The organism is Herpetosiphon llansteffanensis (assembly GCF_003205875.1).
Classification (GTDB): domain Bacteria; phylum Chloroflexota; class Chloroflexia; order Chloroflexales; family Herpetosiphonaceae; genus Herpetosiphon; species Herpetosiphon llansteffanensis.
The window spans coordinates 175057-201016 of the sequence record NZ_PUBZ01000081.1 but is presented as its reverse complement, the minus strand read 5'-3'; the positions used below and the strand labels follow the sequence as shown (position 1 = coordinate 201016).

Annotated in this window: 24 protein-coding genes; 9 read left to right on the top strand and 15 right to left on the bottom strand. The window is 52.1% G+C overall.

Annotated elements, in window-relative coordinates; genetic code table 11:
- Positions 1 to 36 precede the first annotated feature (36 nt).
- From C5S61_RS07625 to C5S61_RS26805, 3 genes are all read right to left on the bottom strand, one after another.
- The gene (locus C5S61_RS07625) at positions 37 to 1068 is read right to left on the bottom strand and encodes a GNAT family N-acetyltransferase (protein WP_110514468.1); all 1032 of its coding nucleotides are present in this window, start codon (positions 1066 to 1068) and stop codon (positions 37 to 39) included.
- 12 nt (positions 1069 to 1080) lie between these two features.
- Positions 1081 to 1467 (bottom strand): ribbon-helix-helix domain-containing protein, encoded by a 387-nt coding sequence (locus tag C5S61_RS07620; protein WP_110514467.1) that lies wholly within the window; start codon positions 1465 to 1467, stop codon positions 1081 to 1083.
- A 313-nt stretch (positions 1468 to 1780) separates the two neighbouring features.
- Entirely contained in the window at positions 1781 to 1918 is a 138-nt protein-coding gene (locus tag C5S61_RS26805; RefSeq protein WP_164689279.1) for a hypothetical protein, read from the bottom strand.
- Between the two features lie 100 nt (positions 1919 to 2018).
- Here C5S61_RS26805 and C5S61_RS07615 point away from each other — a divergent pair, with 100 nt between their 5' ends.
- A complete protein-coding gene (locus tag C5S61_RS07615) occupies positions 2019 to 3254 on the top strand; it encodes an ammonium transporter (protein WP_110514466.1) in 1236 nt (411 codons plus the stop codon).
- 502 nt (positions 3255 to 3756) lie between these two features.
- Here the strand turns inward: C5S61_RS07615 and C5S61_RS07610 are convergent.
- The 8 genes from C5S61_RS07610 to C5S61_RS07575 form a co-directional block, all read right to left on the bottom strand.
- Complete coding sequence (locus C5S61_RS07610; RefSeq protein WP_164689278.1) at positions 3757 to 4698, bottom strand: GNAT family N-acetyltransferase; 942 nt, start codon at positions 4696 to 4698, stop codon at positions 3757 to 3759.
- Positions 4699 to 4868: 170 nt separating this feature from the next.
- Positions 4869 to 5849, bottom strand: coding sequence for an ABC transporter permease subunit (locus C5S61_RS07605; RefSeq protein WP_110514464.1), 981 nt, complete (start codon positions 5847 to 5849; stop codon positions 4869 to 4871).
- A gap of 31 nt (positions 5850 to 5880) precedes the next feature.
- Positions 5881 to 6975: an ABC transporter permease gene (locus C5S61_RS07600; protein WP_110514463.1), complete on the bottom strand. Its 1095-nt coding sequence runs from the start codon at positions 6973 to 6975 to the stop codon at positions 5881 to 5883.
- Positions 6972 to 8486 carry a sugar ABC transporter ATP-binding protein gene (locus C5S61_RS07595; RefSeq protein WP_110514562.1) on the bottom strand — a complete coding sequence of 505 codons (1515 nt, stop codon included), beginning with the start codon at positions 8484 to 8486 and terminating at the stop codon, positions 6972 to 6974. Before C5S61_RS07595 ends, C5S61_RS07600 begins: the two co-directional genes overlap by 4 nt.
- Positions 8487 to 8565: 79 nt before the next feature.
- Positions 8566 to 9567 (bottom strand): ABC transporter substrate-binding protein, encoded by a 1002-nt coding sequence (locus C5S61_RS07590; protein WP_110514462.1) that lies wholly within the window; start codon positions 9565 to 9567, stop codon positions 8566 to 8568.
- Positions 9568 to 9733: 166 nt separating this feature from the next.
- Positions 9734 to 10735 (bottom strand): ABC transporter substrate-binding protein, encoded by a 1002-nt coding sequence (locus C5S61_RS07585; RefSeq protein WP_110514461.1) that lies wholly within the window; start codon positions 10733 to 10735, stop codon positions 9734 to 9736.
- A gap of 193 nt (positions 10736 to 10928) precedes the next feature.
- Positions 10929 to 12437, bottom strand: a complete 1509-nt coding sequence (locus C5S61_RS07580; RefSeq protein WP_110514460.1) for a sensor histidine kinase — start codon at positions 12435 to 12437, stop codon at positions 10929 to 10931.
- Positions 12438 to 12454: 17 nt separating this feature from the next.
- Positions 12455 to 13699 (bottom strand): response regulator, encoded by a 1245-nt coding sequence (locus C5S61_RS07575; RefSeq protein ID WP_164689277.1) that lies wholly within the window; start codon positions 13697 to 13699, stop codon positions 12455 to 12457.
- A 328-nt stretch (positions 13700 to 14027) separates the two neighbouring features.
- Here C5S61_RS07575 and C5S61_RS07570 point away from each other — a divergent pair, with 328 nt between their 5' ends.
- From C5S61_RS07570 to C5S61_RS07560, 3 genes are read left to right on the top strand one after another with little or no spacing between them, the layout of a single operon-like run.
- Positions 14028 to 15413: a hypothetical protein gene (locus C5S61_RS07570; RefSeq protein ID WP_110514458.1), complete on the top strand. Its 1386-nt coding sequence runs from the start codon at positions 14028 to 14030 to the stop codon at positions 15411 to 15413.
- The gene (locus C5S61_RS07565; RefSeq protein WP_110514457.1) at positions 15410 to 16408 is read left to right on the top strand and encodes an AAA family ATPase; all 999 of its coding nucleotides are present in this window, start codon (positions 15410 to 15412) and stop codon (positions 16406 to 16408) included. The genes C5S61_RS07570 and C5S61_RS07565 overlap by 4 nt, the downstream gene beginning before the upstream one ends.
- The gene (locus C5S61_RS07560) at positions 16405 to 17568 is read left to right on the top strand and encodes a vWA domain-containing protein (protein WP_110514456.1); all 1164 of its coding nucleotides are present in this window, start codon (positions 16405 to 16407) and stop codon (positions 17566 to 17568) included. The genes C5S61_RS07565 and C5S61_RS07560 overlap by 4 nt, the downstream gene beginning before the upstream one ends.
- Before the next feature lie 64 nt (positions 17569 to 17632).
- On the opposite strand, the gene cas6 is transcribed toward C5S61_RS07560, so the two are convergent.
- A complete protein-coding gene (gene cas6 / locus C5S61_RS07555) occupies positions 17633 to 18595 on the bottom strand; it encodes a CRISPR system precrRNA processing endoribonuclease RAMP protein Cas6 (protein ID WP_164689276.1) in 963 nt (320 codons plus the stop codon).
- A gap of 225 nt (positions 18596 to 18820) precedes the next feature.
- Here cas6 and C5S61_RS07550 point away from each other — a divergent pair, with 225 nt between their 5' ends.
- From C5S61_RS07550 to C5S61_RS07535, 4 genes are all read left to right on the top strand, one after another.
- Complete coding sequence (locus C5S61_RS07550) at positions 18821 to 19462, top strand: DUF1990 family protein (RefSeq protein WP_110514454.1); 642 nt, start codon at positions 18821 to 18823, stop codon at positions 19460 to 19462.
- Entirely contained in the window at positions 19455 to 20177 is a 723-nt protein-coding gene (locus tag C5S61_RS07545) for a DUF1990 domain-containing protein (RefSeq protein WP_110514453.1), read from the top strand. The genes C5S61_RS07550 and C5S61_RS07545 overlap by 8 nt, the downstream gene beginning before the upstream one ends.
- Complete coding sequence (locus tag C5S61_RS07540) at positions 20174 to 20806, top strand: arylsulfatase (protein ID WP_110514452.1); 633 nt, start codon at positions 20174 to 20176, stop codon at positions 20804 to 20806. Before C5S61_RS07545 ends, C5S61_RS07540 begins: the two co-directional genes overlap by 4 nt.
- A 120-nt stretch (positions 20807 to 20926) precedes the next feature.
- Positions 20927 to 21367, top strand: coding sequence for an Rrf2 family transcriptional regulator (locus tag C5S61_RS07535; protein ID WP_110514451.1), 441 nt, complete (start codon positions 20927 to 20929; stop codon positions 21365 to 21367).
- On the opposite strand, the gene C5S61_RS07530 is transcribed toward C5S61_RS07535, so the two are convergent.
- Entirely contained in the window at positions 21364 to 21825 is a 462-nt protein-coding gene (locus C5S61_RS07530) for a hypothetical protein (protein WP_110514450.1), read from the bottom strand. The genes C5S61_RS07535 and C5S61_RS07530 overlap by 4 nt on opposite strands.
- 197 nt (positions 21826 to 22022) lie before the next feature.
- On the opposite strand from C5S61_RS07530, the gene C5S61_RS07525 reads away from it, so the two are divergent.
- Positions 22023 to 23546: an MFS transporter gene (locus C5S61_RS07525; protein WP_110514449.1), complete on the top strand. Its 1524-nt coding sequence runs from the start codon at positions 22023 to 22025 to the stop codon at positions 23544 to 23546.
- A gap of 42 nt (positions 23547 to 23588) precedes the next feature.
- Here C5S61_RS07525 and C5S61_RS07520 read toward each other — a convergent pair whose 3' ends face one another.
- Both C5S61_RS07520 and C5S61_RS07515 read right to left on the bottom strand, forming a co-directional pair.
- Positions 23589 to 25025 (bottom strand): undecaprenyl-phosphate glucose phosphotransferase, encoded by a 1437-nt coding sequence (locus tag C5S61_RS07520; RefSeq protein ID WP_110514448.1) that lies wholly within the window; start codon positions 25023 to 25025, stop codon positions 23589 to 23591.
- On the bottom strand, positions 25003 to 25923 hold the full coding sequence (locus C5S61_RS07515; protein WP_110514447.1) for a glycosyltransferase family 2 protein: 921 nt from the start codon (positions 25921 to 25923) through the stop codon (positions 25003 to 25005). Before C5S61_RS07515 ends, C5S61_RS07520 begins: the two co-directional genes overlap by 23 nt.
- Between the last annotated feature and the right edge of the window lie 37 nt (positions 25924 to 25960).

Sequence of the window (25960 nt, the reverse complement as noted above, 5' to 3'; positions counted from 1 at the left end):
CCAGCCACTATGTTTATGTCGAATAGAGTACGCTTATTAACGTTCATTGTTGAGATACACAGCCAGTTGTTCGCGCGATAGTTGCCACATAGTTTGGGATAGATAGGGCTTGAAGCCAAGGGCTTGGTTGATTTTCAACATCGGCGCGTTCGAGTTAGCGTTGGTCGTACGCACAAACTGCACCATTGGCAACTCGTGCCGAATATAATCGACCATGGCAGCCTTGAGCCAACGCCCTAGCCCGTGATTACGATAGTGCTCAAAAACACCGGTATCTCCTTGCTGAACAACATGCGGTCGTTCGCGATGCCAAAAAATTTCGGTAAAACCTGCCAACGCTTGGGTCGAGCGTTCGCGGACATAATACGTCCAGCGTTGCATGCCATTGGCCATCTGAGTTTGCTCAAGCTCACGTAATTGGCTGGGAGTAAACTGAATTGGCTCATACTCTAAATCGTCGTAGGGCTGTTGATTCATCACTGTGTAGAGATCCACAATCGCAGCCAATTCAGCCTCAGGATATGGCCCCTGCCACAAACCCAATTCAAAGCGCTCGCCCAAATGCTGGCTTTGTTCAAGCCATTGCTGCACCAATTGATGGTCAAGTTCAGCCAGAATTAATTGGTTAACATGGGTTTTCAGACGGGCCTCAGCGCCAACTTTTTGGGCAAAATGCTCGCCAGCAGCAACCGACTGGGTTGTCGCGCTCACAAGCACATTACGCTCGGCCTCAACAAGCGTCGGCTGAATGGCCTGCAATAAACCACGTGCCAAGCCACGCCCACGATAGGCAGGCAATACTGCGAGATTAAGGTCAGCAAGATTGCGATTGGTATCGAGCAGCAACATATGCACCATTATTGCTGCCACAATCCGCTCGGAATCCCACCATGCCCAAACTCGATAATCGATAAAATCGGGCAGATTTTCCCATAGCTTAATCAAGAGCGGAGCAGCAATCAGCGGCTCGTCGGGCGTGCGCTCATGGCGAATCTGCTGCTCAAATTGGGCAAGGGCTGCATATTCAGCCTCGGTTGCTTGACCTAATTTAAATGTAGTTAATTGCATTCGCTTCTCCTGCTAGCTCATTCGATCAGCCAGCGCTGCTTTAACCGCAGGGCTAGCCCGCAACGCACCATAAACCTTAATCGATTTAATCGTTGCTTGGGCCAATTCTGGTGAAATATCGTTGTTTAGAATCAACAAACCAACAACAACAATCCGCGCCTGCTCATTATTGTGTTGCATGCGCTGCAAATCCTCGCGGTCAAAGCTAATCACGCCTAAAACCGATGAGGTGCGCACAACTGCCTGTTTAATGGCTTCATCGTGGTTGCCAAGCTGGGTGCGCACTGCGGCACGAAAAAAATCAGTGCGGCTGGAATAAAAGCCTTGATCAACCAAAAGGTCGATCTGGCCCAAATCGACCACGCTCAAATTGATCGATACTTTTTCAATATCCGCCATATATCCTCCGCTTGTATTCCATATGGAATACAAAGAGCATACATCGGGATGATACCCGTGTCAAGTAGCACAATTAATCAGTTATGTGATCAAGTAAATCAATTCATTATGTCAAATAAGATCAATAATCTGTTAAGCACTTTAACCAAGAAAGTTTAGGGCGATCTGTGCATAGCGGCAGGTAAAAAGCTTAATTAATTATTACGAATCGGTCAGGAGCATGTTTGGGCTTGGGCAATTTAGCTAATTGATTGACTCACTGGCCATTTGTACAACATGCACAATTAACAATCAATTAAGATCGTGCAATTTGCTAATTCAAGCCCATATTTGGATCGGCTATGCTTAGCACTAACCAAGTTTCAGTCATCATATTGCTGCCAAGCAAGCCAAAACCGGTTTTTGTTTGTACGTTTTGTACAAGTGTCCAACAAAAACCAGCTTCAACCATTCAACCATCATCCACAATCCGATGATCCCCAGCGCTGCGGATCACGAATGTTCAAGCAGTTAGCGTCCGACATTCAGCACAAGTTAGGGAGACCCGCAGCATGGAAATGATTAACGGAGCCGATACGGTTTGGGTGCTTCTCTCAGCCGCCCTGGTTATGTTGATGACCCCCGCCTTAGGGCTTTTTTATGGTGGGATGGTTCGCAAGAAGAACGTGCTTTCAACCTTGATGCACAGCTTTTTTATGTTGGCCTTAATCAGTGTGCAATGGGTACTCTTTGGCTATAGTTTGGCGTTCGGGCCTGATGTTGGTGGCGTAATTGGCAGCCTCGATTGGGTTGGCCTGCGCAACGTGGGCATTGAGCCAAACCCAACCTATGCAGCAACCATCCCGCACCAAGCGTTTATGATCTACCAAATGATGTTTGCGGTCATTACGCCTGCCTTGATTTCAGGTGCATTTGCCGAACGCAAGCGCTTCAAATCGTTTGTCGTGTTCTCATTGGCTTGGTCAACCCTGATTTACGCGCCAGTAGCGCACTGGGTTTGGGCTGATGGTGGCTGGTTGCGCTCATTAGGCGCGTTGGACTTTGCTGGTGGCACGGTTGTGCACATTACCTCAGGGGTTTCGGCCTTAGTTTGTGCCTTGGTGCTTGGCCGCCGCTCAGGCTATGGCAAAGAAGCAATGGAGCCACACGATACCACAATGACCGTGATTGGCACCGCCTTGTTGTGGTTTGGCTGGTTCGGCTTCAATGCAGGCAGCTCGTTGGGTGCTGGCGGCTTGGCCGTTTCAGCCTTTGTCAACACCAACTCCGCCGCAGCCATGGCAATGCTGGCTTGGATGACCGCTGGCTGGATTCAACACAAACGCCCAAGCGTGCTTGGCGCTTCTGCTGGGGCCGTCGCTGGCTTGGTCGCAATCACCCCTGCTGCTGGTTTTGTTACCCCAATGGCCTCGTTGCTGATTGGCTTCTTGGCTGGTGGGATCTGCTACTTCGTGGTCGAAAACTTGGTGCGTGGTCGGGTCGACGATGCGCTTGATGTGTTCGGCGTACACGGGGTTGGCGGTTTGCTGGGGGCACTTTTGGTCGGCGTTTTCGCTACCAAGAGCATCAATCCAGCTGGCGCTGATGGCGTACTGGCAGGCAACTGGAGCCAACTCGGCGTACAAGCACTCACGGTCGGGATTGTGGCAGTCTATGCTGGTGCAATGACCTGGGGCATTCTCAAAGTTGTTGATCTCTTGTTTGGTATTCGGGTCAGCGAAGCCGAAGAAGAACAAGGCTTGGATAGTAGCCAACACGGCGAAGTCGCCTATCGGATGGGTGCCTAATCGATTTGAATCTTTCTCGTATTCTTTTATAAGGAGTTACACCATGGAATTCATCATTGCTTTGGTCTTGTTCGTCGCGATGGTTGGTGTTTGGTTGCGCATGCCAAAGAGCACCCAAGCCTAAGTCGATTGGTTCAACCAGCGCTATGGAATTCCCCATAGCGCTGGTTTTTTGTTTAATCATATGCGCGATCAGCGGTTAGGTGCAAGAGTTTAGCGGATTGAAAATCATGTTCCCTCACCCCCCAACCCCCTCGCCCACTGCACGCGGGCGAGGGGGAGCCGACCGTTTTTCACGACACAGTGCAGTAAAATCGCAGCGTTAAAGCCCCTCGCCCATTGCACGCGGCGAGGAATTGGGGGTGTGGGAATCAGGCGGAGGTTGACATGATGTACCAGTACAGTTAGCTGCAAGGATTCAGTGAGCTTGACAGCGAAATTATGTCAATTAATTTAAGGAGCATATTCGCTGCGCGCCACTCAATTCATTGATCATGATGGCTCAGCGTTCACGCAGCAGTTTGCACATGCCTGGTTGCTCCTTGTAGCCTAAGGTATGATTCAGCGCCACAATCGCTGTATTCGTGCTATCGTTGCCCGTGACGATCCGCTCCATCTTTAAGCGTTGGGCAAGCAGGGCACTTTGCACCTTGAGGGCCATGCCCAGCCGGCGGCCTCGATAGGCCCGATCGACCGCGCTAAACTCATGACTCATCGTTCGCGCTGCATCATCAAAGCCCATGCCAACCAGACCAACCCAGCGCTCACCATCGGCCACAATAAACTGCCCCTCAGAGCGGAACCAGTCAGCCCCAATAATTTCATGGACATACTCTTCAAAGGTGGGAAAGGAATCGTCATTGCCAGGAAGATCGGGCGCTAAGCGACGGTTAAGCTCATAGAGTTTGCACGCTGCATCAGGCTGTTTGGCCACCTCGGCGAAGGTGAAGAAGGAAAATCCTGCCGCCTCAGCTGTTTGGACAACTGATTGAAACGCGTTGGCATCGAAACTGGCCACATCGAGCACCATCGTGAAAAAACGCTGGCTCAGGCTAAATCGATGCTGCTGAGCAAACCGCAGCGCCAGCGCATCGCCATCGCGAACATGACATTGCAACGTCCGCCATGCTTGGCGTTCAAGCAACTGCTGGGCAGCAACGACTAAGGCCGTGCCAATGCCCTGGCCACGCTGCGCCGCATCGACCACGACTTGCAGTTCAAACCAGCCATCAGGCCGCCACGGAGCGCGGGCGATCCAACTCGATCCCAGCAGGCTGCCATCATGAGCCAAGGCAACCATCCGCTGAGCAACATACCCATCGGGGGTCGGCTGATCATGCGCCAGCGGGCTATCACCTGTAAGCACCGTGCTGCCTTCGCTGGCGATCAGCCGAACAAGCGCAGCAGTATCACGACTGTCTGCGGGCCTGATGATGCTATCCATCCCAAATCCTTGCAATCTGGCAAGCCTCAAAAAACGGTATCGACCGCTGGCGCTCACCCTAAACATGCAGCATCCATCCATGGATTGGCACACGACCCATCCAATCCCATGGATTTCAGCATGATAACCGAATTTGGACGTAGATAGAACCCTCAGTTCTGTGTTGCTGATTATGATTTCTTTTTGCGCAACGCAAAGCCGCTTTGGATGCCAATAAAGATCAATGTCAGCACGCCGACGCAAATCCGCGTCCACCACGAGCTTAGCGTGCCGTTGTATTGCAGAATAGAAATGATCGTTGCTTCGATCAGAATGCCGAACAAGGTACCGATCACGTTGCCAACCCCACCGGTGAGCAGCGTGCCGCCCATCACCACCGCCGCGATAACATCAAGCTCCACGCCGGTCGCGAACTGCCCATAGCCAGCCAGCAGCGAAATGCTGAATACAATTCCAGCCAAGGCTGAACAAAAGCCACTAAGCGCATAGACCAAAATTTTGGTGCGGCCAACCGGAAACCCCATCAGCGCCGCCGACTGCTCATTATTGCCGATAGCATAAACAATTCGGCCAAAACGGGTAAAGTAGGCAAGATAGACCGCCACAACCAAGAGCGCTGGCCCGACGAGGGTCGGAATGTAAATGTAGGCTTTGGCAAAAAAAGGCAGATAGATCGGTGTCAAGGCCAAGTATTTGTACAATGGGTCTGTAATGGTGACCGATGTAAGGCTAATGATATAAGCAAGACCGCGGGCAAGAAACAGGCCCATCAAGGTAACGATGAACGGCTGCACTTTGAAAAAATGGATGAGGCAGCCCAAACCAAGCCCAATCGTTGTACCCATTACCAGCATCAGCGGCATAACTACAAGCGGGCTGACCCCAAGGTTGAGTAGCGCCGCCGATGCTGCCGTCGTCAGGGCCAAAACACCACCGACCGACAGATCAATCCCTCCTGTCAAAATCACAAAGGTCATGCCAATGCCAAGGATTAGCAGAAAGCCATTGTTAATAAAGAGGTTGAAAAATGCCTGAGGCCGTTGCATCGCAGGGTACAACTGCGCGCCAATGATGTAGGCCAGAAGAAAAATTGTGATTGTAGTCAGCAGCGGGCCATGCCGCAGGACGGAAAGCTTCAGTCGTTGTGTCATGGTCAATCCCTTTCAAAGCGCTGGTTCGATGCTATGGATGTGGCAGGCCTGGCTTCTCATCCTGCGGCTGCACCGCCGCTGGGTTACTCTTGCCCCGACGTTTGATCAGCCGCCGATCGGAATAGAGCAGGATCACTAGCAGTACAAGCACCGCCCGTCCGGCCAACAAGGCGTTCGCTGGCACTCCCAGCGCATACATCGAAAGCGTAAATGTCCAGATGACAATTGCGCCAATCACGCTCGCCAGCAGCGAAAAACGCCCACCAGACAACATCGTGCCACCCATCACCACGGCCAAAATCGCGTCGAGTTCATAATTAAGGCCATTGTTGTTGCCATCGGCGCTATGCACATACGAGCTAAGAATCAAACCAGCAAGCGCGCTGCAAAAACCGCTAAAGGTGTAGGCTAACAACTGAATATTCTTGGCGCTGATACCGCTGTAATATGTGGCTTTGGAGTTGAGACCCACTGCTTCGATAAACAGCCCAATCGGGGTTTTGCGTACACCCACCCATGCGAGGATAGCGACCGCTGCAACAATGTAGATTGAGACGGGCAAGCCCAAGATATAGCCATTGCCAAACCAGAAATAGGGCGTGTAGTAGATTGTGATAATCTGACCGTTGCTAATCAACTGGGCGATGCCCCGACCAGCTACCATTAAAATCAGAGTTGCCACCAGCGGCTGAATCTTGGCCCGCGATACCAATAAGCCATTCCAAAGGCCGCACAGCGTGCCCGCTGCCAGCGTCGCAATCACAATGATTGCCAGTGGCGTGTTGGTTGCATTTCTAGTCAGAATCTCGTTTGAGACCAGCTTGTCACCAGGCGCTGGGTTGATCAAAACAGCACCCATGGCCGCCGAAATTGCCATCACCGCCCCAACCGAAAGATCAATCCCGCCAGTGGCGATGACTAAGGTCATGCCGATTGCTACCAGCATCAGCGGCGCACCGTTATTCAACACATCGATCAGATTGCCGTAGAGATGGCCATCCTGCACATTGATCCGAAAAAATCCAGGCACAAACAGCGCATTAAAACCCAGAATAACTGCCCACGCCGTGAGCACCCAAAACAGCCGACTTTCGCGAATGCGGCTGAAGGAAATTCGATTGTTCATGCCTCACCTGCCATCGTTTGCATAAGAGTCCGATCGCTTACCGCATGGTCGTATTCGGCCACTTTCACATGGTCACGCAAGACCACAATCCGGTCGCTGATCCGCACCACCTCTTCCAACTCCGAGGAAATAAAGACGATCGACATGCCATCCTTCACCAGTTCAAGCACCAGCTTTTGAATCTCGGCCTTGGCTCCAACGTCGATGCCCCGCGTTGGCTCATCCAAGATCAGCAGGCGGGGCTGCGTAACCAGCCAGCGAGCCAAAATGACCTTCTGTTGATTGCCGCCGCTTAGGTTTTTAACTAATTGGTCGGGCGATGGCGTGCGAATGCCAAGCAACTTGATATATTTTTCGGCGATTTCCGTCTGTTTCTGGCGGCCAATAAACTTGAACCAACCATAACGCCCTTGCAAGCCTAAGATGATATTTTCGCGAATGCTGAGATCGCCCACAATCCCCTCGGCCTTGCGATCCTCTGGGCACAAGGCGACCCCACGCTTGATCAATGCCTGTGGCGAGAACCGCGTCACTGGCTGACCATCGATCAACAGCGAGCCACTATCAGGGGTTGCGATGCCAAAAAGCAAACTTGCTAGTTCGGTGCGTCCAGAGCCGAGCAGCCCAGCGATGCCAAGCACCTCGCCGACACCAACCGTCAAATCAAGCGGTTCTAACGCGCCGCGCAAACCCAGACCAGAGGCTTCGATCAATCGACCCTTATCGCTCTGGGACTCCACCTGGTCTTTGTCATGGGCCAAGGCTTGTAATTCATCGACCACCCGCCCAAGCATTTTGGCCACCAGCTCAACCCGCGAGAGCGCTGCAATCTCGAAGCTGCCAACAAAACGCCCATTACGCAGAATCGTCACTCGATCGACGATTTCGTACACTTGGTCGAGAAAATGGGTGACAAACACAATCCCGATGCCTGCCTGCTTCAGCGAGCGCATAACCGCAAAGAGGCGAGCGGTTTCGGTAGCATCTAAGCTCGATGTTGGTTCATCCAAAATCAGCACTTTGGCCGAGGCAATCGCCAGCGCGCGGGCAATCGCAACCATCTGCTGGATTGCGATCGAGTAGATTCCCAAGGGTTGCGTCACATCCAATTCAATGCCAAGCCGCGCGAGCGCCTGACGGGCCAACTCATTCAGCTTTTTCCAACAGATGCCGCCAAAACGCCGTGGCTCATGGCCAAGCATAATATTTTCGGCCACAGAAATGTTGGTGCAGAGATTGATCTCTTGATACACCGTACTAATGCCAAGCTCTTGGGCATGGTGCGGCGACCTAATGCTGATCGCCGTATTCTCTAGCTCAATGCTGCCCGTGTCGGGCTGCTCCACGCCAGTGAGAATTTTGATCAGAGTTGACTTTCCAGCCCCATTCTCACCCATCAGCGCATGGATCTCGCCTTTTCTCAGCGTAAACTCGACCCCTTCAAGGGCGACGACCCCAGGAAACGCTTTGGAAACGCCGCTGACGGTGATAAGATTCTGCGGATCTGCCATAACGATCACTCGCCTTTCCTCTAGCAGCAAAATAACCGTTGGAGAAGGCTCGATACCTTCTCCAACGGTTGTTTGATGACTAGTATTTGCGCGTCGGCAACAATTCTGCGGCGTTTTCTGGGTAGTAAACCGTTTCATCGGTCAGCACTTCTGCATCAACTGGTTGGCCGTTCATCAGCTTCAGCGCCAATTCGAATACCTGTGGCCCAAGCAATGGGTTACATTCGACATCTGCTTGGAACCAGCCGTCGACCATAGCTTGGAAGCCGCCACGCGTGCCGTCGACCGATACAATCTTGAGATCACCTGGTTTGACCCCAGCCGCCTTGAGCACTTCAATCGCGCCAATGCCCATATCGTCGTTGTGAATAAACAACCCTTGGAAATCCTTGCCTGGCGTGTATTTTTTCAACAACGCTTGCATCACCGGCACAGCTTCGGCGCGGGTGAAGTTGCCAGTTTGCGAATCGAGGATGGTGATGTTTGAGTTGAGTTTGTTGCGTAAGCCTTTGGCCCGCCCGACAGCAGCACCAGAGCCGGTCGTGCCAGAAAGTTCGAGGATCACGCCGCCGTTTGGCATCATTTTGTTGAATTCTGCTGCGGCTCGCTCGCCTTCCAAGGTCATATTCGAGCCGATGTGGGTGCTATACAGCGATTTGTCGGCGCTCACGCTGCGGTCAACAATGATCACCGGAATGCCAGCATTCTTGGCCTCGGTCAAAACTGCATCCCAGCCATCTTCAACCACTGGTGGCAAGGCAATCACATCCACGCCCTGCTGAATACACGCACGCACAGCAGAAATTTGATTCTCTTGCTTTTGCTGAGCATCAGAGAAGACCAGTTGTTTGATGCCCAACGTTGCTGCTGTTTCTTTGATCGAGGCGGTATTGGCTGTGCGCCAGTCGCTTTCGGCCCCAAGCTGCGGATAGCAAAGCACCATGTCGCTGTAGGTTTTTGCTGCCCCGGTCGCAGGTGCGTTGGCAGGCGCTTCTGTCGCTGTTTGAGCACCGCAACCAACCAACCCGATGATAACCAGTAGCGCCATCAGACGCGCGGCGAATGATCGTGAACTGCTCATGGAAAGTCCTCCTTCGCGAAGAACGCGAAAATCGTCTTTGTAAACGGTCGTTACCCACGAGAAAAGAGCTGTTTTAGATGATTCCTCCCGTATCGAGCGCGGCTTGATACGCAGCACGCAGCTTGTGCGCACCGAAAAGGAACATATTCAAAAGAAAAGGAAGTTACTAGTAGAGCCGATTGGGCAATTCCTGCGCGGCGGTATCTTGGCGATAAATGCCTTCGTCCGGCTTGATCCATTTTTCAACCGGCAGATCATTGGCCAAGTTTAATGCTGTTGCGAAGAAAAGCGGGCCAAGCAGCGGGTTGCACTCGATTGTGGCATTCAGCTTGCCAGCGATCATGGCTTCAAAGGCGGCTCGCACCGCGTCGATCGAAACAATTTTGATGTCGATACCTGGCCGCAATCCATATTCTTCAATAGCTTCGATTGCGCCAAGCGCCATGTCGTCGTTTTGGGCAAATACGCCGTCGATGCTATTGCCATGGGTTTGCAGTAAGGCAGCCATCTCCTCTTTGCCGCGAGCGCGAATAAAATCAGCGGATTGACTGTCGAGTACGTGCAGGTTTGGATAGGCTTGCAAGCATTCTTGGAAGCCAGCGCCGCGCCCAAGCATTGGAGCCGAGCCTTGTGTGCCTTCCAAAACCACGATTGATCCTTGGCCATCCAGCAGTCGGGCTAACTCGCCACAGGCACGCCGTCCCTCTTCGACAAAATCCGAGCCAATCCGAACGCTATAGAGATCGGCTGGCACATTGGCGCTGCGATCAAGCAGAATGAGCGGAATGCCCGCCTGTTTGACCTCGGCAAAAACCTCGTCCCATCCGGTTTCAACGACTGGTGAAACCCCGATGACATCGACACCTTGGGCGATGAACGAACGGATTGCTTTGATTTGGTTGGCTTGCTGTTGCTGAGCGTCGGAAAGATCCAATTCGATCCCGAGTTGGTCTGCTGTCGTTTGGATCGAACGGGTGTTGGCGGTGCGCCACTCGCTTTCGGCTCCGATTTGCGCAAACCCGACAACGAGTTCAGGATAGGTTTTAGGTTGGATAGTTTGTGGAGTTGTTAGTGCTCCGCTCGCTGTAGGCGCAGAATTGCCGCACGCCGCCAGAGTCGATACTATGGCCAGCGCGATCACGCTGCGGTAGAGAGCAAGAGCAATCATTGAGGTCGCCTCCTTTGGCGCGTTCCAGACCAGTCATGGTCGGTAGCTACATGTGATTGATCAGCGTTGGGATGCTGGGTATTATAGCGGCTGGCTCGCACCAAACAAGCGTGATTCATATGCAGAATAGCTGCTATTTTAATGTTTTTTTAGCAATCAACGTGTTCATTTTTTTAAGCTGATGGTTAATTTTTTATGATCGTCGTTGCGGAATGATCAAGGTTACACAGGTGCCAAGCCCATGGGTGCTTTCGATCGATAGCCCATACTCGGGGCCATAGTAGAGCTTGATGCGCTGGTTAACATTGCTGATGCCATAGCCATCCTCGACAATCGGCATCGCCCCCGCCACCCAGAGATTGCCCGCCGCCAACAGCTCCTGAATCTGGGCAAGCCGCTCTGGCAGCATGCCAATGCCATTATCTTCAACCTCGATTTGCAGCCGATCGCCAGCGAGCCAACGACCACGCACCACAATCGCGCCGCCGTTGCGCTTGTTCTTGATGCCATGATAGAGCGCATTTTCCACGAGCGGCTGCAACGTGAGTTTAAGCATCTCGCCGCTCTTGGTTTCCTCGGGAATATCGATCTGATAGTCGAGGATGTCGCGGTAGCGAATCTTCTGGATCGCCAAATAGCTTTCGATATGCGCGATCTCATCGCGGATGGTGATCCAGTCTCTGCCTTTGCTGAGCGTAATGCGGAAGAAGCGTGACAGCGCCGAAACAAGCTCGACAATCTGTGCTGTGCGCTTGGATTCAGCCATCCAAATAATCGCATCAAGCGTGTTGTAGAGGAAATGGGGGTTAATTTGGGCTTGCAGCACCCGCAATTCAGCTTTTTTGAGGTTCTCATGTTCTTCGAGTTTGGCATCGAGCAATTCTTTGATCTTGCCAACCATAATGTTAAAGCTCAAGCCAAGTTCGGTAATCTCGTCGGCGTTATCGGCAATAACGAGGGCTTCGAGATCGTGACGCGCAATCGTAGTGGTCACATCGTGCAATTTTTTGATCGGAATATAAATGCTTTTTGAAATGCGCCAAGCAGCGACGATCGAGAATCCAATCGACGTGATGATGACGCTCAAGCCACCAATCGCCCAGCTAGTAAGGTCGCTTTGCATCGCCTGATATTGCTGTTGCGTCCGCTTAACCTCAAACAACGCATAGGCCTGCACGTTGCCCTCAATCAATTGGGTGATGCTGCGAATCTCCTCCATCAGCACCAAATTTTCGGCAAAGGTTTTGCCTTGGGCAATCTGAATACCAACCTGATCGATCGAACTGCGCAGGGTTTGCAGCGTATGTTGGATAATGCTGAGTTTAACCCGCCCCTTTTCCGAACTAGAGTTATTGATCATCTGCTCGATTCGATGGTCGACATCGCTCAGGATCGCATATTGCGTCCCTTGGGCAAACGGTTTCTTGCCAGCAATGATTTCCCACAGTTCTGCATCAATCGATGGTTTGATATAGCCGTTGATACTATTAGCAGTTGTAATGTTCTGAATCAGCCCATCGTATTGGGTTTTGTATTCGAGGCCGGGGACGATCAAGAAAATATAGGGCACGCTCATGAGGATGACCACAATCAGCAGCGCCAGCAAAATTTTGTCGCGAATAGAAAGCCGCATGCGTAGCCGAGGGATGGTAAGCCTGCTCGCCAAGCTGCTGAGCCGAGCACGATCGAAAAGATTATCCATACATAGCCTCTCGTAGCCTAGGCGCGTTGGCGAAACTCGTTGGGTGGCTGCCCGACAACCTTGCGGAACACCGAGTAGAAATAGCGTGGGTTCTGATAGCCAATTCGATAGGCAATTTCGCTGGCGGTCAGTGAGGTTGAGCGTAGCAGCTCGATGGCTTTGCGAATGCGAATATTGGTCAGATAGTCGATGAAGGTTTCGCCAACTTCGCGGTGAAAAAGCGCGCTGAAATAGGTTGGGCTGAGTAATGCTTGAGCAGCAGCTTGGCCTAGTGACATCGCTGGATCTGCATAGTTGGCATTGATGTAGGCGAGCGCTTTCATAATCATCGGATCGCCGTGAGCTTGCGCTTGCTCGCCCAGCCCAACCTCCGCTGATCGCTCACCAGCACTAAGCTGGATCAGCGCCTGTGCAAACGATTGGGCGATCATACTCAAGCGCTCGGTTGGCTCGCCACTCCCAATGCTCGCCCGCCAATTCAGCTGCTCGGCCACGTGATGACTTAATGCAGCACCAATCTCATCTGCTCGTTGCGCCACATCAGCACGGGTTTCGCCCTTGACAATGAGGATGGTATCTTCTAAACCATGCTTGAAGGCCACAACCGACCGCGACTCAGCGAGGATTCTGGCGACGATTACGTCAACCTGCTGACAAATTGCATATAGCGGGAGTGTGCTGGCATGAGGTGGCATAACGTGCAGCACCAGCACCTGATACCAAGGTGCCAGCAGATCAATCTCAAGGCTGCGTGCTTGCTCCATAAAATCGGTCGCCGAGCTACTACCAGCAACTAGATCAAGCAAACAACGCTCGCGCAATAGTGGTTGATGGTCGGACATCTGAGCTTGTAGCGTCTCCAAGTGAGCCAGCGCCTGACGCTCTTCATCGATTTGGCCAGCGATTTTACGCAGCGCCGCTAGCAGATCGTGAGCAACAATGGGTTTCAGCAGATACTCAGTGACCCCAATTTGTAGCGCTTCTTGGGCATAACGAAATTCATCGTGGCCGCTGAGGATCATAATCTTTGTGCTTGGTAACGTTTCCTTGAGAATTCGACAGAGCTGCAAGCCATCCATAAACGGCATCTTAATATCGGTGATAACAATGTCTGGTCGGCGCTCGCGAATGAGCGGGAGCGCAATTTCGCCATCTGGAGCCTCGCCGCAGAACTGATAGCCTGCCGCCGTCCAGTCAACCGCATCGCGAATTCCTTCGCGGGTGATAATCTCGTCCTCGACTAAAAAGAGTTTGTAGGTCATCGTTGCGCCTCTCATGCGTCGTCGCACGCCAGCGTTATTGTCTTGCGCTTCAGATAGTTTGGGCCAAGCAGATAGATTGAGGATCGTGCCGATAGCGAACCTTGCTCCACCTATTATACCAAGGGCCGCTGTGTATGTGGATTTGAGCCAAATTGCTGCTGGCTGTGGATTAATTGGGTAGTGTAGGCTTATCATCGCATGAATGTCAAGTTGCAACTTGGACGTTTAAAAATTACACATTCTAGGATATCTAGATAAATGGTACAATCAGCCGAGTTTATCCATGTGAGCGGTTGGGTAAACAAGCGCTTTATTGGGAGGGTTTCCTGTGATAAATGATGCCTTATCGCTTGATGAACAAGCCATGGTCCACGCAGCAGGTGATCCTGCAACCGCGCCCGAGGAGCTGTTGCGGATTGCTAATTATCTTGAGTTGGTATCCGACCCAGACTTCGAACGACCCACTTCCGGAACCGACTTCCTGCGCTTTGTTGGTCGCCAAGGCCCATTAGCGGTTGTTTTAGAGCCGCATCCACGCACGGCGATTGTTGCCGCCTTAGTTGCCAACCCCAATACGCCGCAAAAAACGCTTTTACACTTTGCCGCTGACTTTCCCGAAGCGTTTCTGGCCAATCCTGTTTTGCTGTTGCTGTTGCTCGAACATCCCGATTTATTTCGCCAGATGGATGAACTGCGCTTATTAGTATTTCTGCGCCACCCAGCAATCCCTGCCAATCTGCTCAATACGATTCGCGGCTATGCCTCGCCCAACGTCGCCCAAGCCATTGCCTATCATATTAATGTTTATGGCGAGGCTGGCGCTGATTGGCAAGCGCAGGCTGAAGCACTATTGGCCCAGATCCCCCTACCACCAGTTGATGGTCAAGAAGCCTTGATTGAACATCTGGCGCTGGGCACGCTGCCAACATGGCTTGAGCAACGCATTCGTGCATCAAACGAGGAACATATTCAACAAGCCTTGTTGCAAACAGTCACGGTCTTGGAAGATGAAGTGTTTGCGGCCATGAACTATACGGTCAATAGCCAACCTTTTGATCTGGCCAGCATTGCTATGGCAGATCGGGAGCAACGCAAGCTCGCCGCTGAATCGAGCGACCCCGAGATCCTCAAATTATTGGCTGATGATGATGATCCAAGCGTGCGTGCTCGAGTTGCCTTCAATATTCATACGCCGCTTGAGGTGTTGCCCCGCCTAGAGCTTGATGATGTGCAGCCGGTGCGTAATGCACTCGCGTTGAACCCCAATGTTTCTGCCGAACTATTGGCGACGATGGCTCGCGATTATAGCTGGTCGGCGTTACGCATGCGCAAGGCGATTGCCCAGCATCCCAATGTCACCCCCGCCATTTTAGCCCGCTTGGCCACTGATGAATCGATTCAGGTGCGCAATGCAGTCGTCCGCAATCCACAAACATCGGTCACTGCGCGCCAACAGTTGCTTGATCGGGCATTAACCGCCGCGCTCTATTCGGCACATCCCATGTTTCACTTTATTGCCATGGCCAATCCCTACACCGATCCTCAGCATTTGGGCAAAGGCCTGCGCTCCCCCTATTGGTATGGGCGCTATGCCTTGGCGCTCAATCCATCATCCCCGCTAGAAATTGTTAGCGCATTGACCAATGATGCGCATTGTTTTGTCCGCCGCGCAGCTCAATCGCAGCTTGCGCAACGAGTGAAGGAGCAGGCATGAATCCGTTAGAATTACAGCACTACCTTGATACGCTGGTGCAAAAAAAGATTTATCTCAGCACCATGATTTGGGGGCCGCCAGGGATTGGCAAATCGAGCATTGTGGCCCAAATTGCTCAGCACAGTGGCATCGAGTTTATTGATGTGCGCTTATCGCAGCTTGCGCCAACCGATCTGCGGGGCTTGCCAGTGCCCGATAACGGCATTGCGCGCTGGTTTCCGCCCGAGTTTCTGCCCCAAACGGGCCAAGGTATTTTATTTCTTGATGAATTAAACATGGCTCCGCCAGCTATGCAAGGGGTTGCCCAACAACTGATTCTTGATCGCCGGGTTGGCTCGTACACCCTGCCAGAGGGCTGGTTTGTCTGGGCTGCAGGCAATCGCAAAGAGGATCGGGCTTCGGTCTTCGATATGCCAGCACCGTTGGCCAATCGCTTTGTGCACCTCGAAGTTACGCCCGATTTTGATAGTTTCAAGGCCTATGCGCTGAATGCCAATGTGGCTGAGCAGGTGATTGCGTTTCTCTCATTTCGCCCAACCCTGTTGCATAAGCTCAATCCTCAACATCCAGCTTGGCCGTCGCCACGCTCGTGGGTTATGGCAAGCCAACTCTACCAAGCAGCACTTGATCTTGCTCCGGTGGTGGGCATTGATGCAGCAGCTGAGTTTTACTCCTACACTGAACTCTATCAAACGCTGCCCGATTTTGAGGCGATTCTGCGTGGTGAAGGCGCAAACCTTGCCTTTCCAAGCGAGCCAGGTGCTCGTTATGCCAACACGATTGGCTTGACCTTGCGGGCTGCAAGCGCCGATAGCGCCTATCAAGCTTTTTGTTGGATGGCAGCGCAAGCACCAACCGAATGGGTACAGGTGTTTATTGCCGATCTGATGCGGCAGTTACGGCTCAAGGGCCAAATTGGGGCCTTTGCCGCCTATGTTCAAGGCGATGCCCAGTTGCAAGCCTTCTTCCAAGCCTATCAACGGATGCTGGCATGAGTGCCAGCGAATTCGAAAGCATGATTAGTGCGTCGGTGCTGCGGCTACGCACCCGTTCGGCCTACTTTGCCACGCTGGTGTTGTTTGCGCCAGTTGTGGCTGCAACCAATGTTAATCAATCAGCAACCGATGGCGAGCGGGTGTATGTCAACCCTGATTATTTCGCCACCCTGCGCCAGCAAGACCAAGATCGTTTGATTTTGCATCAGGTGTTGCATGCGGCGTTGCTGCATATTCCCCGCCGTGGCAATCGCAATCCACAGATTTGGAACACGGCCTGCGATATTGTGCTGAATGGCATTGTCAGCACAATTGAAGGCATTGGCTGCGACCCCCTGACCCAGCGCGACCCTGAGCTTGAAGCCTTAAGCGTCGAAGAAGTCTACGAATTATTAGTGCGCGACCCCAGCCGCTACCCCTTGACCGACTCACTCGATTTGCTCGAAGCAACCGAGGCCGATCGCTCAGGTCTCAGTGGCCAAGGTGGCTTTGAACAAGAGACGCGCGGTACAAAACGCAATGCAGTGCTGGAAGCGCACTGGCGCAATGCGCGTCACCAAGCAGATCTGATTGCGCTGATGGTTGCCCAAGGTAGTTTACCGAGCAGCATGCGCCGCGAATTAAGCAGCACCGATCCTGAGAACCTTGATTGGCGAACCTATTTATGGCGCTATTTGGTGCAAACGCCGACCGATTTCGTCGGCTTTGATCGGCGGTTTATTAGTCGCGGCCTCTACCTCGATGCCTTAGCTGGCGAGAGTCTGCAAGTTTTTGTAGCGGTCGATACCAGCGGCTCCATCGATGAGCGACATTTAAAGCTGTTTATGGATGAAGTGCAAGGGATTTTGCGCTCCTATCCACATATCAGCTGCGATCTGTTTTATGTTGATGCAGAAGCCCATGGCCCATTTCAACTCACCGCCTATAGCCCGATTCCTGAGCCAATCGGCGGTGGCGGGACTGATTTTCGGCCATTCTTTCAAGCCCTCGAGGGCTTAATTCGCCCGCATATGCCAGTCGTAGCGGTCTATCTGACTGATGGCTATGGCAGCTTTCCGGCAATGCCGCCTGATTATCCCTTCTTGTGGGTAGTGGTTGCTGGCGGCCTTGATAGCGAGGCATTTCCCTTTGGCGAGGCCATTCGGCTGCTGCTTGAATAACCAACGCCTCGCAGACCACGAAGCTTAATTTCGTGGTCTGCGACGTTTATGAGAGATCGTCACATCATAGCGCCTGAGGCGGAGCCATGGTGGGTTGCACACGAAACCAGCCATTCCCAAAGACAGCGGCTTTCCCAAGATGGACGGTTGATGCCATCATGAGCAGGGTTGCCAAGGCGGGTGTCATACCATAGACATCAAGCGTCCCGAGCATCCCGCCTAAGTGCATAGTTTGGCCAGTTGCCTCGGATGTTCGTCCCCAATCCACCCAGCGCATGCGATCTCTCGCAACGTGAGCAGCGCGCGCATCCGCCAGCAGCGAATCGACTGGGGGCTGCCATGGGGTTGTTCCATAGAGGGTATTGAGGTGCTGCAATCGCCGAATAGCGGCGCTAACCAGCAGCGGCAAGTCAAATTGGCGACACATCGTTCCTGCATGCTTAATACGAGTTGGCGTGACAAACTGAAGTTGCCAGCGATCGCCTGCATCACGCACGGCATCGTAAAAAAATTGGGGTTGGATGGGCGGTGTCAACGGCAGCCATTGTCCATCGTGAAAGCATGGGATGAATTGCTGCGTGTGATCAGAAAAGCTGAAACCTTGGATTAACGTCGCGGGGCTACGATCCACGCCTAATCCCAAGCGACCTAAATGAGCAAAGGCGGCCATCATGACATGGGCATAGTGCACCGCAGATCCGATCAAGACCACCTCAAACACCAGTTGATCGCCACGACACATAGTCGTGTGATCAGTCAACGGAGGGCGCACAAGAAAGGGACGCGGCGCATCACGGACTCCAGCAACCTGGCCAGGTGGCGCTTCGGGGGTAAACAGCATGCGGTAAGGACAGGCATGCGAACAGTGAGCCGGCTGATCGCAGTCTGGATAACAAAATACGGCGGAGAGTGCCCGTCCCCAACCGCCACGGAGTAACGCACCTTTCCAGCGCGGAAGGCGTGCATCCACCAACAATTGATAGACAAACCGTGTGTGCAGGATGGGTAAATGGGGGAGCAAATCCATCAACATATCCTCAATCATCAATGCAGCGTTCATCTATCATAGCATAAGGATCGAGGGGATGCACTGCGGGCTTAAGTGCAAAATCCAAACCACCACTTGCCTGCCTTGAGAACGAGCATTACTTAAACGATCGCTACAAACCGCTAGCCAGCAACATTCGTGGTGCTCTTTTTGCATACAATGCAGATCAGCTATGATCAATTACGGTTTACACTGAGGTCAACCATGCAACGACGGCATATCGTCTATTTGTTCGGGCTGGGGCTTGGATTCATCGGCCTAAGCCAACTCTGGCAGCGCCGTTTCAAACGCGGCAAAACAACCCAACGACCACAAGCAGGTAGCGGCTCGCTCTATCGTCGCCGCTATTGGGTCGATTTTGCAGCGCCCAAGCAAACACCAGAAAGCTTGGTCAAACATATTAAGGCCAATTTGCCCGATTTCAGCCCTGGCTTGTTTGCCGATTTTCGCAAAGCCACTGGCGATGAGCGCGTGATGCAGATTGGCGATGAATATGATATTGCCATCTTGGGGCCGTGGAATGGCTCGGTACGCGTGCGCGAAAGCCAACCGTTGAGCTTCGGTTTTAGCACGCTCGAAGGCCACCCCGAAGCAGGCCAGATTCGCTTTGAGCTTAAACCACACCCTGAGCAAGCCCAAACCTGGCGCTTTGAAATTGGCTCAGAGGCCCGCTCACGCGATGGCTTGGTCGAAATGGCTTATCGCATCGGCAAAGCAGTCCAGACCCAAGTGTGGCGCACCTTTTGCGAACGGGTAGTTGAATATGCCCAAGCAGAGCAGCTTGGCGAAATTCAAACCAGCACCATTGAACAAACAACCGAGGGCGAGGTAGTGATCCATGACTGAAACACCTTTATGGCAACAATATCGCCAACAAATTGAAGCGTATCGCGATGCACAACTGAATTTCGATTTGCAGCGCGTCCACGAATATACCAAGGAAAATGGCTGGAATGTTGATGATTACGAGGCTGAATTGCCGCCAGAACAGCCAGGCGAGCCGCAAGCCCATGGCTCATGGCAGGCAGCCTGCGCCGTGCTACGCGAATATCGCTTTCCACCACCAGATCTGATCACTGGCATTTATATTCCCGATCAGCCGCTAGAACAGCGAATTATGCTGCTGCGTGGCACATTTTTGGGTTTTACCTTCTATTTCGGGGTAAAAATTGGTGGCGTGATCGACGAAACCCGCCAGACCGACCATGGCAGCGAGCGCATTTGGGGCTACAACTACCAAACGTTGCAAGGCCATTTCGAGCGCGGCCAAATTGATTTCAGCATTGTTAAAATGGTCGAAACTGGCCAAGTGCTCTTCCGCATTCATGCCTTCTCGCAGACTGGGCGCATTAGCAACCCGATCTATTGGATTGGTTTTAAATTGTTTGGGCGGCATTTACAGTTGCGTTTTGCCCGTGATGCAATGAAGCGCATGCAAACCTTGGTTCAAGAAGCCTTGGCTGGTGTGCCACGCCAAGCCAGCGATCAAACGCCCATCCAAAGCACAGCCAACAATCCAGAAGCAGCAGAGCAATTGGCCGAGGTCGTCGAAAAACAATGATCAACAGCTTGGGTTTGATTCACACTGCCGCTGTGCACGTGGCAACCTTTGATCAATTAATTGCTGAAATTCAGCCAAACTGTGCGGTTGAGCACGTGGTTGTGCCAGCCTTACTTGAGCAAGCACGCCACGAAGGTCTAAGCGCAGCCGTGGCGCAGCAACTCACAGCCATCATTGCCGACTTACAAGCCAAAGGAATGCAGCAAATGCTTTGCACCTGCTCAACCCTTGGCGGCCTCGCTGAGACGCTCAACCCCAAGGTTGTGCGCGTTGATCGCGCGATGGCTGAGCAGGCAATTGGGTTTGGCTCGCGAATTGCCGTGGTTGCAGCCTTGGAAAGCACGCTCGAGCCAACCAAGCAACTCTTGCACAGCATTGCCCAAGCCAAACCAATTCAGATCGATACCTACCTTTGTGGCGCTGCCTGGCAAGCATTTTTAGCCAACGATCAAGCCAGCTATCTCCAGCAAATTGCCACCCAGCTTGAGCAAATTCAGGCCGCCGATGTGATTGTGCTCGCGCAGGCATCAATGGCTAATGCCATACAATTATGTCAACAAAGAATCCCTATTTTAAGTAGCCCACGCAGCGCGATTGCAAGCCTATTTGCGCCCAACGATCGCACCTAGTTGAAAAATGGTATTGATACGTTTGTTATCAAAGCATCACCAAATCGCTATTTGAGCTTCATTGACAGCTGGTTAAAATGTAACTATACTTGTTTCATATTCACAATGAGGCAAAAAACCATGAGTGCAAGCAGTCGATTCGCTGTAGCGGTGCATATTTTGGCACTGCTTGAAACCAATGCCAATCAAGCTCTTTCCTCAAGCTCAATTGCAGCCAGCGTCAACACCAACCCGGTGGTTATTCGGCGAATTTTGGGCCGATTGAACAAAGCGGGCTTAGTGCATACCGAATATGGCGCAGATGGTGGCACACGCTTGGCGCGCTCCGCCAACGAAATTACCCTCAACGATATTTATCATGCGACCGAAAATTGTCGCATTTTACCGTTGCATGCCAGCTCGCCCAACCAAGATTGCCGCTGTGGGCGCACAATTCAGCCAGTGCTCAGTACCATTTTCAGCAGTGCCGAAGCAGCGATGCAACAAGTGCTGGCCAATAAAAGCTTAGCCGAGGTTGTACACGAGATGCAAGCCCAAGCTAAGCCGCAAGCGTGCTCTTAGTCCCAATAATTAAACAGAATATCACCCATGCGTTGTGGTTTCCAAACGCGAATCTCGCGTACCTCGACTGGTGCTAAATTGCTGAGCCATGCTTCCTCAACGCGATGATTCAGCATCGTTGGGGGATAGCTAGTCACACCAAAACTTACGGCAAGCGCTGCCAAACCTGGCAGATCGCAAAAAGGCCGCTGATCAACATAGGGATCGACAATTCCTGCAACGCTGGCGATAATTGGGTGAACCGTATGCCCAAGCAAACTCCAAGCAGTCTGCCCAGTTTGAACAATCAGCACATGATAACTTCGAGCGAACTGCGAATGAATATCACGCTTCACGATCCGCGCGCCGAGGGTTTGGGCTACCGCATAGCCAAGCCGCGTAAAATCCTTCGGATCAAATACTGGTAATGGATCGTCGTGCGACATCCAAAAACCAGTGCTTCCGCGTGGCAAGTGCATCGTTAGCCTCCATACTGCAATCAATTGCATCCACTATATCGTACATACCACCTTTTATTAGAATGGTTTTTAAATCGATCTGCGAAGCCACATTCCCAAAGCCCAATCTGTTAACGCTCGTGACAATCCTTGTCGAGGGCCAAAGCTACATGCTATGATGCAGCACGAAGAGAAACTAGCGGTAGGAATCCAACAATATGGCAGAAACACGTCGCTGGCCATGGGGCCTTGTTTGGACAGCCCTGATTATTTTTCTGGCTGCACTCGACCAAACGGTAGTCATCACCGTCTTACCAAATGTGGTCAGCACTTTGGGTTTGAGCGTCGATCAAGCGCTTGAACAGGGCATTTGGGTTATTACTGGCTATTTGCTTGGCTACACCGTTGCCATGCCGTTGCTTGGCCGCATCGCCGATGCCTACGGCCATCGGCGTTTATTTTTGGCCGCGCTAGCGGTTTTTGTGGTTGGCTCGATTGGCTGTGCCTTGGCCAATAGCGTTTGGTCGTTGGTTGCTTGGCGCATCGTTCAGGCCATTGGCGGCGGCGCGGTCTTGCCGATTGGTCTTGCAATCGCCATGGACGAAGTTAAACCAATTCATCATGCGACTGCGTTAGGGATTATGGGCGCTGCTGGCGAAGCTGGCGGGGTGCTTGGCCCTGCCTATGGCGGCCTGATCTCCCAAATTCAACTTCTGGATATTGATGGTTGGCGCTGGGTTTTTTGGTTGAATGTACCATTGGGCGCAGTGCTAGCTTGGGCGATTATTCGCACGTTGCCCGATCGGCCAGGCAATCGTGGCGCTGTCGATTATATTGGTGGCGGCTTGATCGCGATCAGTTTAACCGCGTTAACAGTGGCACTTTCACGCTCACTCGGCAGTCTCGCCGTTGAGCCAAGCGCCGAAAGCGGCAATCTCGACCAATATGCAGTCGAGTGGACATCGCCGCTCACAATTGGGTTGTTGGCGTTAACCGTAGTTAGTTTTATCGGCTTTATTTGGTGGGAACGCCGCACCAAAACGCCGTTAATTGAACTAAGCGCCTTTCGCACTCCAGCATTTAGCGCCGCCAATATCACCAATTTGCTGGTGGGCATGGCCTTGATTGTTGGTATGGTCAATGTGCCGTTTTTTGTTGGCACTGTACTCTCAGGCGATGCTCTAAGCGGTGGCTTAACCCTCATGCGCTTGACGGTTATGATTCCGATTGGCGCTGTTTTGGGCGGCATGCTGATGCGGCGGATTAGCGCGCGCTTGGTTGCCAGCCTTGGCATGATCATCACTGCGGTGGGTTTTAGCCTGCTTGGCTTTTGGAACCTTGAAACCAACCAATGGATATTAACAATCTATCTGTTGCTGACTGGAACTGGCTTTGGGTTGGTGTTGCCAGCCTTAAGTGCCGCCGCAATTGGCAACGTTGCCCGCGAATCAATGGGCACGGCAGCTGGTTTGCTGAATGCCTTGCGCATGGTCGGCATTACCTTGGGCGTTTCGGCTTTGGCTTCGTGGAGTTTAGCCTATCGCAACACCCTCAACAGCCGCTTGGTATTAACCCTCGAAGATTTAGAGAATGGCAAGGCGCTAGCAGCGTTCACCCAAAATGAGATGACGGTCTATCACAGTACTTTTTTTGCTGCCGCCGTCATTTGCTTGTTGGCATTGATTCCGATTTGGTGGCTGCCGCGCGAACGCAGCGAAGGCGATACGCCAATTTTTGCCTAAAAAAATTCAGCCCCGCTCCAAGTTTTGTGGAGCGGGGCTGGTTTAGTAGGCGTTCTCATTGCCGCGAATCGCATCGTAGGCAGTGCGAATAATAATTTTAATATCGAACATGGGCGACCAATTTTCGATATAGTACAAATCGTAGCGCGTCCGCTCCTCGATTGAGGTATCGCCACGTAGGCCATTAACTTGTGCCCAACCAGTAATGCCAGCTTTTTCGCGATGGCGATGCATATAGCGCGGAATTTGCTCGCTAAATTGAGCTACATAGCGCGGTTGCTCAGGCCGTGGCCCAACCACACTCATATCACCCAACAACACATTGATAAATTGCGGTAATTCATCGATGGAGAAACGCCGTAAGAATGTGCCCAAACGCGTCCGCCGATCATCATTTGGCGTTGTCCAAGTGCCCATTTTTTCAGCATCAGTTCGCATCGAACGATACTTAATCATCTTAAATGGCCGACCATCGCGGCCAACCCGCTCTTGAATAAAAAATGCTGGGCCTGGCGAATCAATCTTGATCAAAATACCAATTAATAGCAACAACGGCGAAAGCATAATCAAGGCTGCCGCCGAAACTGCCACATCAAGCAAGCGCTTGATCGTACGGTTCAATTGGCGATCAAGCGGCACAGCTCGCAAGGTAATCAGCGGCAAACCACTCAATTCGCCAACCGACACTTCATTATTGGTGATCAATTGAAATGCGTCGGGATAAATTTTAATCGCCACACTTTCATCATCAATTTGCGAAACCAAAGCAAAAATATCGTTATATGAAGCGCCACTGACGGCAATAATCACTTCATCGATGGCACAGGTGCGCACTGCTAAGCCAAGTTTAGCCCGTTTACCCAGGACTGGCACATCATCAAGCACTTGCTGGCCAGTCGGAATATCGTTGGAGAGAAAGCCAATAATTTGGTAGCCCAAAGTTGGCGCTTTGCTCATCTGGCGATAGACCAATTGGCCAATTTCGCCAGCCCCAACAATCAAAACCCGCCGCGTATCATAGCCGCGCAAACGCAGTTGACCAATGCCCTGATGATAGAGCAAACGCAAAATCGTCGTCAGAATAATCGCCAAAATCCAGCCATAGACCAAGGTTTGGGTGGTGATATTGAGCAACGGGAACACGGTATTGAGCGCGATAAACATAACCGTGCCAATCGCAATCGCCCGAAAAATATGGTAGCCTTCGTCGATGCGCGAGCCACCGCGCTGCATGCGATACAACCCGTTGGCCGTAAACAGCGTGCCAAACAACGCATTCAGCACCGCCAAGGTCAGCAGCACTTGGCCGGCACTGGGCGGCTGAAATTCGCGCACAATCGCATCGAGATTAAGATAGTAGGCTAAGAAAAAACCACCGTTCACGCCAATAATATCGCAGCTAATCAGCAGCAATAGCACAACGTAACGATAGCGGCGCGTAACGACGGTTGTTTGATTAAGCATTCTTGTTGTTGCCATGCATTGCTCGTCGAGAGGCTAACGGGCGCAATCGATTGCGCACTAACGCTTGCCATTCTTTTAATCGAATGCCGAGATAAATCAACCAATTCAGCGGTGCAAGCGTGGTTGCCTCATAATGCTTGCGATGAAAAATTCGCATCGCATCATAAAATGCCCGAATCGAGGGCACTGCGCGACGCGTGCTCGAAACCCGTTTATAGTGCAAAATGGTTACCCGTGGATCGTACCAAACTTGCCAGCCGTAGCTCTTGGTGCGATAACACCAATCGAGATCTTCGCCATACATAAAAAAGGCTTCATCGAGCAAGCCCACATCGCGCAAGACTTCAGTGCGCAACAACATTGCAGCACCGACAATCGAATCAACTTCGGTTGTCACATCAGGATCGAGATAGGTCATATTGTAGCGGCCAAAGCGCGGCGAGCGTGGAAACAGCGCCGATAAACCAATCATGCGGTAGAGCGCAACCTCGGCAGAAGGAAACGCACGCCGACACGCAAGGTCGAGCGAGCCATCGGCTAGCACCAACTTTGGCCCGACAATCCCCGCTTTTGGCCGTTCAACCAAGGCCGCAACCAAGCCAGCAATGCCATTACTTGGCACAACCGTATCGGGGTTGAGCACCAAAACCGCCTCAGGCGTTGGCGTTTCAGCCAAAATCTGGCGCAAGGCGAGATTATTGCCCGCAGAAAAACCAATATTTTCCGGCGATGCGATCAGGCGCACCCAAGCAAACTGCTCGCGCACCATCGCCACACTGGAGTCGGCTGACGCATTATCAACCACCCAGACATCAAGCCGACCATCCCAGTCTTGCTCTGCCAAGGAAGCTAAACAGGGTTTCAAGACATCGCCCGAATTGAAATTAAGAATCACAACAGCAATATGTTTCATAGCGAGCCAATTATACTGCATAATATCAAGCGCAATT

What these genes read in the sequence shown, in the direction of transcription:
- C5S61_RS07605 (WP_110514464.1), bottom strand. Translation starts at nt 5,849, where the DNA reads ATGACACAACGACTGAAGCTTTCCGTCCTGCGGCATGGCCCGCTGCTG.
- C5S61_RS07575 (WP_164689277.1), bottom strand. Translation starts at nt 13,699, where the DNA reads ATGACCTACAAACTCTTTTTAGTCGAGGACGAGATTATCACCCGCGAA.
- C5S61_RS07515 (WP_110514447.1), bottom strand. Translation starts at nt 25,923, where the DNA reads ATGAAACATATTGCTGTTGTGATTCTTAATTTCAATTCGGGCGATGTC.
- C5S61_RS07600 (WP_110514463.1), bottom strand. Translation starts at nt 6,975, where the DNA reads ATGAACAATCGAATTTCCTTCAGCCGCATTCGCGAAAGTCGGCTGTTT.
- C5S61_RS07625 (WP_110514468.1), bottom strand. Translation starts at nt 1,068, where the DNA reads ATGCAATTAACTACATTTAAATTAGGTCAAGCAACCGAGGCTGAATAT.
- C5S61_RS07530 (WP_110514450.1), bottom strand. Translation starts at nt 21,825, where the DNA reads ATGCACTTGCCACGCGGAAGCACTGGTTTTTGGATGTCGCACGACGAT.
- C5S61_RS07560 (WP_110514456.1), top strand. Translation starts at nt 16,405, where the DNA reads ATGAGTGCCAGCGAATTCGAAAGCATGATTAGTGCGTCGGTGCTGCGG.
- C5S61_RS07535 (WP_110514451.1), top strand. Translation starts at nt 20,927, where the DNA reads ATGAGTGCAAGCAGTCGATTCGCTGTAGCGGTGCATATTTTGGCACTG.
- C5S61_RS07525 (WP_110514449.1), top strand. Translation starts at nt 22,023, where the DNA reads ATGGCAGAAACACGTCGCTGGCCATGGGGCCTTGTTTGGACAGCCCTG.
- C5S61_RS07580 (WP_110514460.1), bottom strand. Translation starts at nt 12,437, where the DNA reads ATGGATAATCTTTTCGATCGTGCTCGGCTCAGCAGCTTGGCGAGCAGG.
- cas6 (WP_164689276.1), bottom strand. Translation starts at nt 18,595, where the DNA reads ATGGATTTGCTCCCCCATTTACCCATCCTGCACACACGGTTTGTCTAT.
- C5S61_RS07520 (WP_110514448.1), bottom strand. Translation starts at nt 25,025, where the DNA reads ATGGCAACAACAAGAATGCTTAATCAAACAACCGTCGTTACGCGCCGC.
- C5S61_RS07620 (WP_110514467.1), bottom strand. Translation starts at nt 1,467, where the DNA reads ATGGCGGATATTGAAAAAGTATCGATCAATTTGAGCGTGGTCGATTTG.
- C5S61_RS07615 (WP_110514466.1), top strand. Translation starts at nt 2,019, where the DNA reads ATGGAAATGATTAACGGAGCCGATACGGTTTGGGTGCTTCTCTCAGCC.
- C5S61_RS07595 (WP_110514562.1), bottom strand. Translation starts at nt 8,486, where the DNA reads ATGGCAGATCCGCAGAATCTTATCACCGTCAGCGGCGTTTCCAAAGCG.
- C5S61_RS26805 (WP_164689279.1), bottom strand. Translation starts at nt 1,918, where the DNA reads ATGGTTGAAGCTGGTTTTTGTTGGACACTTGTACAAAACGTACAAACA.
- C5S61_RS07550 (WP_110514454.1), top strand. Translation starts at nt 18,821, where the DNA reads ATGCAACGACGGCATATCGTCTATTTGTTCGGGCTGGGGCTTGGATTC.
- C5S61_RS07540 (WP_110514452.1), top strand. Translation starts at nt 20,174, where the DNA reads ATGATCAACAGCTTGGGTTTGATTCACACTGCCGCTGTGCACGTGGCA.
- C5S61_RS07545 (WP_110514453.1), top strand. Translation starts at nt 19,455, where the DNA reads ATGACTGAAACACCTTTATGGCAACAATATCGCCAACAAATTGAAGCG.
- C5S61_RS07590 (WP_110514462.1), bottom strand. Translation starts at nt 9,567, where the DNA reads ATGAGCAGTTCACGATCATTCGCCGCGCGTCTGATGGCGCTACTGGTT.
- C5S61_RS07610 (WP_164689278.1), bottom strand. Translation starts at nt 4,698, where the DNA reads ATGGATAGCATCATCAGGCCCGCAGACAGTCGTGATACTGCTGCGCTT.
- C5S61_RS07565 (WP_110514457.1), top strand. Translation starts at nt 15,410, where the DNA reads ATGAATCCGTTAGAATTACAGCACTACCTTGATACGCTGGTGCAAAAA.
- C5S61_RS07585 (WP_110514461.1), bottom strand. Translation starts at nt 10,735, where the DNA reads ATGATTGCTCTTGCTCTCTACCGCAGCGTGATCGCGCTGGCCATAGTA.